The following is a 12042-nucleotide window of genomic DNA, read 5'->3' as shown; positions in this document are numbered from 1 at the left end:
CGTCAGCTTGGCCGCCGGTCCCTCGCCTGGTTATGATCCCGCACCAGCCAAAAGTCATGGCCCAGGACTTGCAGCGTTACCCGAACACTGCAACCCGGCGTCAAGAAAGCACCAGGGACAGACCCAAGCCATGAAGCCCGCCATGCTCGACCCCTCCACCGCAACGCCAATGCTGCGTGAGTACTACTCACGTGTGCTGGCCTATATGGCCATCGCCGCCAGCATCGCCGCCGGCACCTACGTCCAGCATTTCAGCTTTGACATCCTCTGGATGGTTCCCTACGCCCTGCTCTACCCTCACCTGGCCCACCATCTGAGCCTGCGTTTCCCAGGGGAGCGCACCGACCGCATTCTGCTCGGCGTCGACACATTCCATTCCGGCGCCGCCGTTGCCCTGCTGGGCTTCTCGGTGGTTCCGGCGCTGATGATCGTGCTGACCCTCTGCTTCAGCGCCATGATCCTCGGCGGCCTGCGCCAGATGACCCTGGTGCTGGGCGGATCGCTCGTCAGCATGGCCGCTGTCGGCCTCGCGCTGCAGCCGGAGTTCAAGGGGGGTACCCCAGCCCTGGTGGCCCTGGTCAGCGTGCTCTTTACCACCCTTTACATCTGCATCATCGCCTTCTTCGTACACCAGCAAGGCTTGCGCCTGGCCCAGGCCCGCAGCGAGATCAAGCGCGAACAGGAAAAGGCCGCGCGCCTGGCACGCAACCTCGCCAAATATCTGTCGCCCCAGGTCTGGGAAATGATCTTCAGCGGCAAGAAAACCGTGCGACTGGAAACCCAGCGCAAGAAGCTCAGCGTGTTCTTCTCCGACATCAAGGGCTTCACTGAGCTGTCCGAAGAGCTGGAAGCCGAGGCCCTGACGGACCTGCTCAACAACTACCTCAACGACATGTCGAAGATCGCGCTCAAGTACGGCGGCACCATCGACAAGTTCGTCGGCGACAGCGTCATGGTGTTCTTCGGCGACCCCAGCACCCAGGGCGCCAAGAAGGACGCGGTGGCAGCCGTGTCCATGGCCGTCGCCATGCGCAAGCACATGAAGGTGCTGCGCCAGCAGTGGCGCGCACAGGGCATCACCAAGCCGCTGGAAATCCGCATGGGCATCAACACCGGCTATTGCACCGTGGGTAACTTCGGCGCCGATACCCGCATGGACTACACCATCATCGGTCGCGAAGTGAACCTGGCCAGCCGCCTGGAAACCGCCTCGGATGCGGGCGAAATCCTGATCTCCCACGAAACCTACTCGCTGGTGAAAGACGTGATCATGTGCCGCGACAAGGGCCAGATAAACGTCAAGGGCTTCACCCGACCGGTGCAGATCTACCAGGTCGTGGACTTCCGCCGCGATCTGGGCGCCGCCTCCAGCTACGTCGAGCACGAGCTGCCCGGTTTCTCCATGTACCTGGATACCAACGGTATCCAGAACTACGACAAGGCCAGGGTCATCCAGGCCCTGCAACAGGCTGCCGAGAAACTGCGGGACAAGATCATTCCCTGACGCTTGTAGCGGCCACTTCATTCGCCAAGCAGGCCGAAGGCCTGCCCTGATGAAACCCGACGGGCCTGCTGCGCAGTCCTTGGCGAATGAATTGGCTATGTCTGCGTTAAGTGTTGCTAGAACGTCCTGAGCCCAGCTGCTTGCCGAGTTCTGCGGATGTTTCTGGTTTCGTCCCCCCGGACGAGTCCCTTTCTCAAGCGCCGAAAGGAACCAAAGGGCTTGCCCCTGCATCCGGGTTTGGCTCCGCCAAACTACCCTCCCTCCATCGTTGCTTCGGGGGCCCGGCGCGAGGGGCCATCCATGGCCCCACACGCCTCTCGCGGCATCCATGCCGCTCGTCCCCCTGCACAACGATTCCACTCGGCCTCCTGAAGGGGCGCAGTCGCTGCCCCACCTTGTCTGCCCGGTGTCAGGCCCGTGTGGGCTTCAGGATGGTTCGTGCCTCGCCGGCGCGAGTCACCCCTCGCCCTCTGGGAGAGGGGCGGGGGTGAGGGGGAGGATTGGCACGGAGGCCTGGAGGTTTCGGGCTAGAGGGCTGTCTTCAACGTTGCAACAGCTAACGCAGACATAGCCAGTGAATTCGCCCCTACAGTTCAGGAACAGCGTTCAGGGGTGGTTCGACGCAGGGCTGCCCATCCAGCAACGGCTGCCGGGCGAGGAACTCCAGCGCCGAAGACCGCCAAGACAGCCACCCCGCCCGCTCCGCACAGCGTTCCCGATCCAGCTCCAGCGCCGTCAGGCAGGCACGCTGCAGGTCTTCATCCAGGCAACCGGTAACGCCCGGCTCCAGCACATCCAGCGGACCCGCCACGGGAAAGGCTGCCACCGGCGTGCCGCACGCCAGGGCTTCGAGCATCACCAGGCCATAGGTATCCGTCAGCGACGGGAATACCAACACACTGGCCTGGGCATAGAAGCGCGCCAGTTCCTCGCCCTGCCGATAGCCGAAGAAGCGCGCATCGGGATAGCGCGCCACCAGTTCATCTCGCAATGGTCCATCGCCCACCACCCACATTTCCCCCGGCAGTTCGAGGTCGAGGAAGGCTTGCAGGTTCTTCTCCGTGGCCAGACGGCCGACGTAGAGGAATACCGGCTGTTCCGAACTGGGCAGCACCAGCGGACGGAACAACGCCGTGTCCACGCCCTTGCGCCACAGACTGAGCCGGGTCAGGCCGTGGCTGGCAAAGGTCTCGCGCATACGCTCGGTGCTCACCAGCACCGCCCGGCTCGGGCGGTGGAACAGCCGCAGGAAGGCATACCCCCAGGACAGGGGAACCCAAGGCCAGCGGCCATGGACGTACTCGGGAAAACGGGTGTGGATCGCGCTGGAGAAGGCCAGGCCGCGTTTGACCAGCCAACGCCGCGCTGCCCACCCAAGCGGACCTTCGGTGGCCAGGTGGACGCAGTCGGGCTGGAAGGCTTCGATCATCGGCCCAACACGCCAGAGATCCCAGGCCAGGGGGATTTCCGGGTAGCTCGGGCACGGCCGGCAGCGGAAGGACTGAGGTGAGAGCAGCAGCACCTGGTGGCCGAGATCTTCCAGTTCGGTCACCAGCGCGTGCAGGCTGGTGACCACACCATTCACTTGGGGCAGCCAGGCATCGCTGACAATCAGTATCCTCATGCCGCTGGCTCGACCAGCTCCACGGCGCGGGCTTCCAGCTCCCGTGCCTGGGCGTCAGCCAGGCGATAGAGCTCGATGCTGCCGTCCCAGTGCTCGATGAGCGCCGTGCAGGACTCGACCCAGTCGCCGCAATTGAGGTAGTCCACACCCCCCACCTTGCGGATTTCCGCGTGGTGGATGTGGCCGCAGACCACGCCATCCAGGCCGCGCTTCACGCACTCGTGGGCGATGGCTTCCTCGAAGTCGCTGATGAAATTCACCGCGGACTTCACCTTGTGCTTGAGGTACGCCGACAACGACCAGTAGCCGTAGCCCCAGCGCTCCCGCCAGTGGTTGAGCCAGCGGTTGAGGGTCAGGGTGAATTCGTAGGCCGAGTCGCCAAGGAAGGCCAGCCACTTGTGGTAGCGCGTGATCACGTCGAACTGATCGCCGTGGATGACCAGCATGCGACGGCCATCGGCAGTCTCGTGCACGGCCTCGTCCACCAACTGGATATTGCCCAGCATCAGCGCCGAGTAGCGGCGCAGGAATTCGTCGTGGTTGCCGGTGACGTAGATCACCTCGGTGCCGCGCTTGCTCATGGTCAGCAGGCGGCGGATCACGTTGGTATGCGCCTGGGGCCAGTAGATACCGCCCCGCAATTTCCAGCCGTCGATGATATCCCCGACCAGGTAGATACGGTCCGCGTGATACTGCTTGAGGAAGCGCGCCAGATGCTCGGCCTGGCAGTCGCGAGTGCCCAGGTGGACGTCGGAAATCCACAAGGTGCGCACGCGCTGCTTGCGGGGCTTGGTCTTGATGACGGGTTCCAGGCGTTCGACGCTGCTCATGGGCGACCTCCGGCGGGGTTTCGCCGATGGTGGGCCCTTGCGGTGAATCGAGCATGAACATGAGGTTGCAGGCCTGTGACAGCGCGTGCCATGCAACAGGGAGTAGAATGGCCGCCTGCCCCAAGGTGACCGCCATGCATTCGATCCTGTCCCTGCGCCAGTACAACCACGACCTGCTGGTCCATAGCCACAGCCACGCCCAGCTGGTGTTCGGCCTGACCGGCAGCCTGGACTTCGAAGTCGATGGCCGGGGCGCGCGGGTGGAACGCCAGACCCTTGCGGTTGTGCCGCCCGAAGCCCGGCATGCCTGCGGCAGCCCGGGGGGCAGTCTGTGCCTGGTGGTGGACGTGCCCGACCACGACTGGCTGCGCCACACGCTGGGCAGGCACTTCGACGCCGGGCAACGCCTGCTGGAACGCCCAGGCGCGCTGCACCTGAACCCGGCGCAGAGCCAACTGGTGAGCTGGATAGCCGCCAGCCCATTGACCGATGAGGTGATCGCCGGACAATCCGTCGGGCTATTGCTGGCAAGCCTGGCCGCGCCCGGCATTCCGGTGGAAGGCAATAGCGCCCTTCCCCTGGCGGCAGTGGACGCCCACATCGACCAACACGCCGCCCGCCCCTTGCAAGTGGCCGACCTGGCGCGCCTGTGCGGCCTTTCGGTGGCACGCTTCCATGCGCGCTTCCTCGTCGAAACCGGGGAGACGCCCATGGACTACGTGCGCACCCGGCGTCTGCACCTCGGGCGCCAGCTGCTGCTGGAAAGCCGACTGGCCGTGGGTGAGGTCGCCACACGGGTCGGCTACAGCTCCCAGAGCGCCTTCACCGCCGCCCTCTCCCGCGAGTTCGGCGTCACCCCGCGCGTCCTGCGCAGAAACCGCGAGTAACGCGACAAAGGCCGCGAGCCTGACGACAGACAAGGCCGATCGTCGTCAGTAGGCTATGTACGACCGTTATCAGGGAGAAACTCATGTCCACCATCGAATGGAACGACTTCGAGCGCGTCGAACTGCGCGTCGGCACCATCCTGTCCGCCGCCCCCAATGCCAAGGCGATCAAACCGGCCTACGTGCTGGAAGTGGACCTGGGCGAACTCGGGGTGAAGACCTCCAGCGCCCAGATCACCGCCCACTATCAGGCCCAGGAGTTGGTCGGCCGCCAAGTGCTCTGCGTCTGCAACTTCGCGCCCAAACGCATCGCGGGCATCCGTTCGGAAATCCTCGTCACTGGCGTCCATGACGACGAGAACAAGGTGGTGCTGGCCAGCTTCGACAAGCCCCTGCCCAATGGGGCACGCCTGGCATGAAGGAACGCAATGCACTGCTCGCCATCCACCTGGGGGCCCTGTTGTTCGGGCTTTCGGGCATTTTCGGCAAGCTCGCCGATACCGAACCGATGCTCATCACTTTCGGTCGCGGTTTGTTCGCGGTCATCGCCCTTGCGCTCTTCGCCCAGCTCATTACCCGCAGCCGCAGCGCCAATCCGAGCGTGCGCCAGCTGGGCATGCTGGCACTGGGCGGAATACTGCTGGGCGCCCACTGGATCACCTTCTTCCACGCGGTTCAGGTGGCGGGCGTCGCCATCGCAACTCTGGGTTTCGCCAGCTTCCCGGCCTTCACCCTGTTGCTGGAAGGCTTGCTGTTTCGCGAGCGCATCCGCGCCCAGGAAATACTCATCGTCGGCCTTGTGAGCTTCGGTCTGGTGCTGGTGACGCCCAGCTTCGACTGGGGCAGCGCGGCCACCCAGGGCCTGCTCTCGGCCATTCTCTCGGGCCTGCTGTTTTCCCTGCTGTCGCTGCTCAACCGTGTCAGTGTCAAGGGGCTGGACCCGGTCAAGGCCGCGCTCTGCCAGAACCTGACTATCGTGCTCTGCCTGGCGCCCTTCAGTTGGCCGCTGCTGCACGAGGTCAAGCCCATGGACTGGTTCTGGATTGCCCTGCTCGGGGTGTTCTGCACTGGCCTTGCCCACAGCCTGTTCGTCGCCAGCCTGAAGGTGCTGAAGGCGCGAACCACGGCGGTGATCTTCGCCCTGGAGCCGGTCTACGGCATCGCCTTCGCCTGGTGGCTGTTCGACGAGCAACCCGGCCTGCGCATGCTGGCGGGCGGCGCGCTGATCATCTTCGCCATCGCCCTGTCAGCACGCAAAGGCGTAACGGTGGAGGCCAAGCCGACGCCCGTCACCTCGTAGCAGTCGCCGAGGGCCACGCAGCGAGCCCAGGAAGCGGAAGGGAATCGCGAGTTCAACCCGTCTTACCCTGCACGCTCAGGCGGCTTGGCCCGCTTCCGGCAACCAGCCGCCCGCCTCCTGCTCCACATCCAGCATGGGCTGGCGGTAACCGGTCTGGCGCAGGCGACTGATATCGGCCTGGGTAAAGCACTGGTACTTGCCGCGCAGGGTGTCGGGGAATTCGCTGTACTCCAGCAGGCCCTGCTCACGCATGGCCGAGAGGCTCAGCGGCGGCAGGTCTTCGCTGGCGCGCAGGGCGTTTACCATGCTCCGGGCCACCTCGTTGAACGGTTGGGCGCGGCCGCTGCCAAGGCTGAAGATGCCGGGATGCTCATGACTGACGTCCTCCTAGAAGTTGGAAATGCCGTCAGGCTATGCCCCGATATGCGCCTGCCCGTTGATCTGAGGCGAACGGGGCTGGATCAGGAACGGTCGTTGTGGCCCAGGTCCCGCGCTGGATCGATCTGGTCGCGTACCCGCTGCTTGAGCACCTTGGCCTCGGGAAAACCGCCATCGGCCTTGCGTTCCCAGATCTCCACGTCATTGCAGGTGATGCGGAAAACCCCTCCGGTGCCCGGTTCCAGGCTCACCTTGCCGAGATCGTCGCTGAAAGTACTGAGCAGTTCCTGGGCAAGCCAGGCGGCACGCAGCAGCCACTGGCACTGCGTGCAATAGGTAATGACGATTTCTGGCTTGGTCGATGGCATGGTCAGCTCGGTGAATGGTCTGGGCGCCCTATAATAGCCGGCTTCAGCTCTCCGCCTGACCAGGGATGCGTTATGCGCTGCCTTCTGCTTTGCCTGTTGTTTCTGCCCCTCCTCGGCTTCGCCCAGCCCGAACCGCGCATCGGCCTGGTCCTGTCCGGCGGCGCCGCCCGCGGGCTGGCCCATATCGGCGTGCTCAAGGCACTGGAGGAACAGGGCATCAAGGTCGATGCCATTGCCGGCACCAGCATGGGGGCGGTGATCGGCGGGCTCTATGCTGCGGGTTACACGGTGGACGAGCTGGAACAGATCGCCCTCCACCTGGACTGGCAGCAGGCCCTGTCCGATAGCCCGCCGCGCCAGGAAATCCCTTTCCGCCGCAAGCAGGACGACCGCGACTTCCTGGTCAAGCAACGCCTGAGCTTCCGCGACGATGGCAGCCTCGGCCTGCCGCTGGGGGTGATCCAGGGCCAGAACCTCGCCCTGCTGCTGGAAAGCCTGCTGGTGCACACCAGCGATACCCGCGACTTCGACCAGCTCGCGATCCCCTTTCGGGCCGTGGCCACCGATATCGCCACCGGGGAGAAGGTGGTGTTCCGCCGTGGCCACCTGCCCCAGGCGATCCGCGCGAGCATGTCGATTCCGGCGGTATTCGCCCCGGTGGAGGTCAACGGTCGGCTGCTGGTAGACGGTGGCATGGTGGACAACATCCCCGTCGACGTCGCACGCGAGATGGGCGTCGACCGGGTGATAGTGGTCGACATCGGCACGCCGCTGCGCTCACGCAAGGAACTGGCCACGGTGGTGGACGTGCTCAACCAGTCCGTCACCCTGATGACGCGAACCAACTCCGAAGCCCAACTGGCCACACTCAAGCCCAGCGACGTGCTGGTCCAGCCGTCCCTGGCTGGTTACGGCGCTACTGACTTCGGCCGCGCCCGCGACATGATCGATGCCGGCTACCGCGCCACCCAGATCCTCGCCAGCCGCCTGGCTGAGCTGCGACCGCTGGCCAGCAGCCACGACCTGGCGCTGGACAGCGCGCGACTGCCCAGCGAGCGCACGCCGGTGATTCGCAGCATCCTCATCGAGAACGACTCGAAGATCAGCGATGCGGTAATCCGCCACTACATCCGCCAGCCCCTGGGCCAGCCGCTGGACCTGGATCGCCTGCAGAGCGACATGAGCACCCTCTACGGGCTGGATTACTTCGAGCAGGTGCAATACCGGGTGGTCAAGCGCAAGGACGGCAACGCCCTGGTAATCAACTCGCGCGGCAAGCGCGCCGGCACCGACTACCTGCGCCTGGGCCTGAATCTGTCGGACGACCTGCGCGGCGACAGCGCCTTCAACCTGGGCGCGAGCTACCGCAAGAACGGCATCAACGAGTTGGGCGCCGAATGGCTGACCCGCCTGCAACTGGGTGACCACCAGGAACTCTACAGCGAGTTCTACCAGCCGCTGGATGCCGGCTCGCGTTACTTCATCGCCCCCTACATGTTCGGCGAGGCGCAGAACATCGAAGCCAGCATCGACGACGACCCGGTGGCTGAGTACCGCGTAGAGCGATTCGGATTCGGTCTCAACCTGGGACGGCAGATCGCCAACAACGGCGAAATCCGCTTCGGTATTGGCCAGGCATGGGGCGAGGCGGATGTGAGAATCGGCGATCCCGCCTTGCCGAGCTTCAGCTTCAACGAGGGTTACTACGAGGTGAAGTACTCCTTCGACACCCTGGACAACGTGGATTACCCCCACGAAGGCGAGGACATCGGCCTGAGCCTGCGCCAGTACGATCCGAGCCTCGCCTCCGATGACCGCTACCGACAGTGGCAGTTCGGCCTGGACAAGGCGCTGAGTTCAGGACCGGATACCGTTGTCCTCGGCGGCCGCTACGGCCGTACCCTGGACGCCGCCGACGCAGTGACCTCGGCCTTTGTGATCGGCGGTGCACGCCAGCTTTCGGGCTTCCGCCAGGACTCCGTTGCCGGCCAGAACATCAGCCTGGCGCGGCTGGTCTACTACCGTCGGGTGACCCCGCGAGCCTTCGTGCCCCTGGACTTTCCCGTCTACCTCGGCGCAAGCCTCGAACGGGGCCGCGCCTGGAACAACGATGACAGCTTCGACAGCGGCTACATCAACGCCGGCAGCGTCTTCATCAGCTTCGATACGCCACTGGGACCACTGGACTTCAGCTACGGTCTGAACGATGAGGCGGAGCGCGCGCTCTACCTGAACCTTGGCCGAGTCTTCTGATCGTCCCGCTGTGGTTAGCCGTAGGTTGGCGCCCACCGCAACCTACAACGAAGAGATCGAACAAACAGGAATAAATAAATTAGTTTTTAGTATTAAACGAATATATGACAGTCCACTATAGTCGGCTGCTCCCACTGCCCAGAAGGAACGCCCTGTGAAACGACTGTTCTCCGCTTCTCTCCTTGCCGCTGGCCTCGCCCTGGCAAGCGCCGCCCAGGCTGCGCCCACCCTGCTCAACGTCTCCTACGACGTGATGCGCGACTTCTACAAGGACTACAACGCTGCCTTCCAGAAGCACTGGAAAGCGGAGAACGGCGAGAACATCACCCTGCAGATGTCCCATGGCGGTTCCAGCAAGCAGGCCCGTGCCGTAATCGACGGACTGCCCGCCGATGTCATCACCATGAACCAAGCGACCGACATCAACGCCCTGGCCGACAACGGCGGCCTGGTACCGCAGGACTGGGCAACCCGCCTGCCGAACCACAGCGCACCTTTCACCTCTGCCACGGTGTTCATCGTGCGCAAGGGCAACCCCAAGGGCTTGAAGGACTGGCCTGACCTGCTCAAGGATGGCGTGCAGGTAGTGGTACCGAACCCCAAGACCTCCGGTAATGGTCGCTACACCTATCTCTCCGCCTGGGGCTACGTACTGAAGAACGGTGGTGACGAGAACAAGGCCAAGGCGTTCGTCGGCAAGCTGTTCAAGCAGGCCCCGGTGCTGGATACCGGTGGCCGCGCCGCTACCACTACCTTCATCCAGAACCAGATCGGCGACGTGTTGGTGACCTTCGAGAACGAAGCCGAGATGATCGCCCGCGAGTTCGGCCGTGGCGGTTTCGAGGTGGTCTACCCCAGCGTTTCCGCCGAGGCCGAGCCGCCGGTAGCCGTGGTCGACAAGGTGGTGGACAAGAAGGGCACCCGTGCCGCCGCCGAGGCCTACCTCAAGTACCTGTGGAGCGACGAGGGCCAGACCATAGCCGCCAACAACTACCTGCGGCCGCGCAATCCGGAAATCCTCGCCCAGTTCGCCGACCGCTTCCCAAAAGTGGAATTCCTCTCGGTGGAAAAGACCTTCGGTGACTGGCGTGAAGTGCAGAAAACCCACTTCAACGACGGCGGTGTATTCGATCAGATCTACAGTGGCCAGTAAGGCCCCGGAATGAAAAAGAGCGGCCTTGCCGCTCTTTTCCTGGGTCAGGATACCGCCTGGCCGGCATCCCTCTTGGCCACCCTCGAAACAATCCGATGACGCCGCTGGCTGGCCCACCCTACCAGCAGGCTCATTGCGAAGTACCCGCCCAAAATCAGCAGCGGATAGGCCACCATCAACTCGACCACGCTGTACTTCCACGCCAGCGGCCGCCCAACACCCAGCATCGCGGCATAGAACCAGGAAACGGCCGACACGGTGCCGGCGAAAATCGCGAGGCTGCGCATGCTCGGTTCCATCCGGAGCAGCGTCCCAGCCTTGGCCAGGGCAGGCATGATCGTCCGGTGCAGAAGTACGCCGTTGAGGGTCAGAAGCGAAACGATCAGAACCTTGGCCTGCAACTTCGGATTCAACAGATAGATTGCGCCCTTGGCGGCAACATCCAGCACCACGATCAGAATACCGGTCACCCAAAGCGCTTGCAGGGCGAGCAACACAGTGTGCTTGAGCCCTTCCAGATGATGCCGATCAGCTTCGGTGGCGTCCGAGCCGCGAAGCAATTGCCGAATCATGGCGAGATCGCTGGTCAGCACCAGGCCAATGGCGACGCAACATGCAATCAGATGCGCGTAGATGATGGCGAGTCGAACCAGTTCCTTGGTCGTGTCCTGCTCCAGAAGTGAATTGATCAGATGAAATAGTTCCACGATTGGTCTCGTTCAGAGCTGTCGGTTGGCCGTTCGAAATTGCCATCTGCTCAAGGCGATCGCCACTCCCCCGGACCGATCCCGATAGCGGAAACGAAAAGTCCCGTGGCCACCACACACCGCCTTGACGCCAAATGGTTGACGTCACGCAGAATGCCGGCAAGATATTTCAATTGGAGGCATTTCCGACTGCCGCAAGTCCGAATCCAGGGGTTCGCCGACGAATGGGAATTTGAATCAGAATTGAGAAAGGAGCCCGCAGGCTCCTTCTTTCTTCTCTACGCCAAGCCGAATATCTCGTCCCAGCCGAATCTCTTCTTACTATTCATACAGGCGCTTGAAGATGCCCCGCTCCCTGACGTTCACTTGAAAGTCTCTGACCACTCAGCAAACTGCATGCACTGACCGAAGCTGACTACATCCGGTGTATCGGCCAGGCAGTCCACCGAGCTGCGAGTCTTTTCACTGGCGACGTACTCGCTCACGCATTCCCGCTCGTTGCGCTTCAGCCCCTTGTAGAAGTCGTCCATCTTGAACATGGCCTTGTCCAGCTGGTTCTGCGTGATCTTCTGCTTGCGCACCGCATCACGGCCGAGCTTCTGGGTCTCGTTGATCAGCGAGGGCATGCGTGCGATGGCCGTGGAGCATTGCTGCATGCCCTTCTGATGGAGCTGGCCCGGGTTCAGCGAGCGCGCTTGCGGCTCGGCCTCTGCGGCAGGTTCAGGCTGCGCGGCCGGCACGGCATCCATGCTGTTGACCTGCAAGTGATCGTTCTCCACCGCGCGACTCTGGGGCGGCGGCGTGTCGGTGAAATGCACCTTCCCATCGGCATCGCGCCACTGATAGACCTGGGCAGCGAGTGGCTGGGCCAATAACAGGGTAAGGGCGGCAAACACAAAACGAGGCAGCATCCACGACCTCCTAGATAGCGGAATGCCAGCACACTACAGAAGCTGATTTACAGGAGCAACAGAAGCGATTCAGGGATGTGGTGGACGTCTCGGAAGGTCCGTGGTGGTTGAACGGCAGGAAGCCGGA

The 12042-nt window shown here is 63.3% G+C and carries 12 protein-coding genes; 6 read left to right on the top strand and 6 right to left on the bottom strand.

Going from position 1 to position 12042, the window contains the following annotated elements; translation table 11 throughout:
- Positions 1 to 130: 130 nt before the first annotated feature.
- Entirely contained in the window at positions 131 to 1504 is a 1374-nt protein-coding gene (locus G559_RS0101765; protein ID WP_028626598.1) for an adenylate/guanylate cyclase domain-containing protein, read from the top strand.
- A 586-nt stretch (positions 1505 to 2090) separates the two neighbouring features.
- Here G559_RS0101765 and G559_RS0101760 read toward each other — a convergent pair.
- Both G559_RS0101760 and G559_RS0101755 read right to left on the bottom strand, forming a co-directional pair.
- Complete coding sequence (locus tag G559_RS0101760) at positions 2091 to 3128, bottom strand: glycosyltransferase family 4 protein (RefSeq protein WP_028626597.1); 1038 nt, start codon at positions 3126 to 3128, stop codon at positions 2091 to 2093.
- Positions 3125 to 3958 carry a UDP-2,3-diacylglucosamine diphosphatase gene (locus tag G559_RS0101755; RefSeq protein ID WP_028626596.1) on the bottom strand — a complete coding sequence of 278 codons (834 nt, stop codon included), beginning with the start codon at positions 3956 to 3958 and terminating at the stop codon, positions 3125 to 3127. The genes G559_RS0101760 and G559_RS0101755 overlap by 4 nt, the downstream gene beginning before the upstream one ends.
- Before the next feature lie 134 nt (positions 3959 to 4092).
- Between G559_RS0101755 and G559_RS0101750 the strand changes: the two genes are divergently transcribed.
- The 3 genes from G559_RS0101750 to G559_RS0101740 all read left to right on the top strand — a co-directional run bounded on the left by G559_RS0101750 (position 4093) and on the right by G559_RS0101740 (position 6145).
- Positions 4093 to 4845: an AraC family transcriptional regulator gene (locus G559_RS0101750; RefSeq protein WP_028626595.1), complete on the top strand. Its 753-nt coding sequence runs from the start codon at positions 4093 to 4095 to the stop codon at positions 4843 to 4845.
- Positions 4846 to 4928: 83 nt separating this feature from the next.
- On the top strand, positions 4929 to 5264 hold the full coding sequence (locus G559_RS0101745; RefSeq protein ID WP_028626594.1) for a tRNA-binding protein: 336 nt from the start codon (positions 4929 to 4931) through the stop codon (positions 5262 to 5264).
- Positions 5261 to 6145, top strand: a complete 885-nt coding sequence (locus tag G559_RS0101740) for a DMT family transporter (RefSeq protein ID WP_028626593.1) — start codon at positions 5261 to 5263, stop codon at positions 6143 to 6145. Before G559_RS0101745 ends, G559_RS0101740 begins: the two co-directional genes overlap by 4 nt.
- 75 nt (positions 6146 to 6220) lie before the next feature.
- On the opposite strand, the gene G559_RS0101735 is transcribed toward G559_RS0101740, so the two are convergent.
- Entirely contained in the window at positions 6221 to 6451 is a 231-nt protein-coding gene (locus tag G559_RS0101735) for a hypothetical protein (protein ID WP_028626592.1), read from the bottom strand.
- 155 nt (positions 6452 to 6606) lie between these two features.
- Complete coding sequence (locus tag G559_RS0101730; RefSeq protein ID WP_028626591.1) at positions 6607 to 6891, bottom strand: SelT/SelW/SelH family protein; 285 nt, start codon at positions 6889 to 6891, stop codon at positions 6607 to 6609.
- Between the two features lie 72 nt (positions 6892 to 6963).
- Between G559_RS0101730 and G559_RS0101725 the strand changes: the two genes are divergently transcribed.
- Together G559_RS0101725 and G559_RS0101720 are read left to right on the top strand one after the other, a co-directional pair.
- Positions 6964 to 9144 (top strand): patatin-like phospholipase family protein, encoded by a 2181-nt coding sequence (locus G559_RS0101725; protein WP_028626590.1) that lies wholly within the window; start codon positions 6964 to 6966, stop codon positions 9142 to 9144.
- 154 nt (positions 9145 to 9298) lie between these two features.
- A complete protein-coding gene (locus tag G559_RS0101720) occupies positions 9299 to 10297 on the top strand; it encodes a sulfate ABC transporter substrate-binding protein (RefSeq protein WP_028626589.1) in 999 nt (332 codons plus the stop codon).
- Positions 10298 to 10341: 44 nt separating this feature from the next.
- Here the strand turns inward: G559_RS0101720 and G559_RS0101715 are convergent, their stop codons facing one another.
- Complete coding sequence (locus tag G559_RS0101715; protein ID WP_028626588.1) at positions 10342 to 11004, bottom strand: hypothetical protein; 663 nt, start codon at positions 11002 to 11004, stop codon at positions 10342 to 10344.
- 362 nt (positions 11005 to 11366) lie between these two features.
- Complete coding sequence (locus G559_RS0101710; protein WP_028626587.1) at positions 11367 to 11915, bottom strand: DUF4124 domain-containing protein; 549 nt, start codon at positions 11913 to 11915, stop codon at positions 11367 to 11369.
- Positions 11916 to 12042: the final 127 nt, after the last annotated feature.

The sequence above is a fragment of the Metapseudomonas resinovorans DSM 21078 genome (assembly GCF_000423545.1).
In the GTDB taxonomy this organism is placed as follows: Bacteria; Pseudomonadota; Gammaproteobacteria; order Pseudomonadales; family Pseudomonadaceae; genus Metapseudomonas; species Metapseudomonas resinovorans.
Note: the sequence above shows the minus strand (reverse complement) of the source record. Positions and strands in the feature narration are given on the sequence as shown.

Bases quoted from the DNA above. Each gene is read 5' to 3' on its own strand.
- G559_RS0101765 (WP_028626598.1), top strand. From the start codon at position 131: ATGAAGCCCGCCATGCTCGACCCCTCCACCGCAACGCCAATGCTGCGT.
- G559_RS0101760 (WP_028626597.1), bottom strand. From the start codon at position 3,128: ATGAGGATACTGATTGTCAGCGATGCCTGGCTGCCCCAAGTGAATGGT.
- G559_RS0101755 (WP_028626596.1), bottom strand. From the start codon at position 3,958: ATGAGCAGCGTCGAACGCCTGGAACCCGTCATCAAGACCAAGCCCCGC.
- G559_RS0101750 (WP_028626595.1), top strand. From the start codon at position 4,093: ATGCATTCGATCCTGTCCCTGCGCCAGTACAACCACGACCTGCTGGTC.
- G559_RS0101745 (WP_028626594.1), top strand. From the start codon at position 4,929: ATGTCCACCATCGAATGGAACGACTTCGAGCGCGTCGAACTGCGCGTC.
- G559_RS0101740 (WP_028626593.1), top strand. From the start codon at position 5,261: ATGAAGGAACGCAATGCACTGCTCGCCATCCACCTGGGGGCCCTGTTG.
- G559_RS0101735 (WP_028626592.1), bottom strand. From the start codon at position 6,451: ATGGTAAACGCCCTGCGCGCCAGCGAAGACCTGCCGCCGCTGAGCCTC.
- G559_RS0101730 (WP_028626591.1), bottom strand. From the start codon at position 6,891: ATGCCATCGACCAAGCCAGAAATCGTCATTACCTATTGCACGCAGTGC.
- G559_RS0101725 (WP_028626590.1), top strand. From the start codon at position 6,964: ATGCGCTGCCTTCTGCTTTGCCTGTTGTTTCTGCCCCTCCTCGGCTTC.
- G559_RS0101710 (WP_028626587.1), bottom strand. From the start codon at position 11,915: ATGCTGCCTCGTTTTGTGTTTGCCGCCCTTACCCTGTTATTGGCCCAG.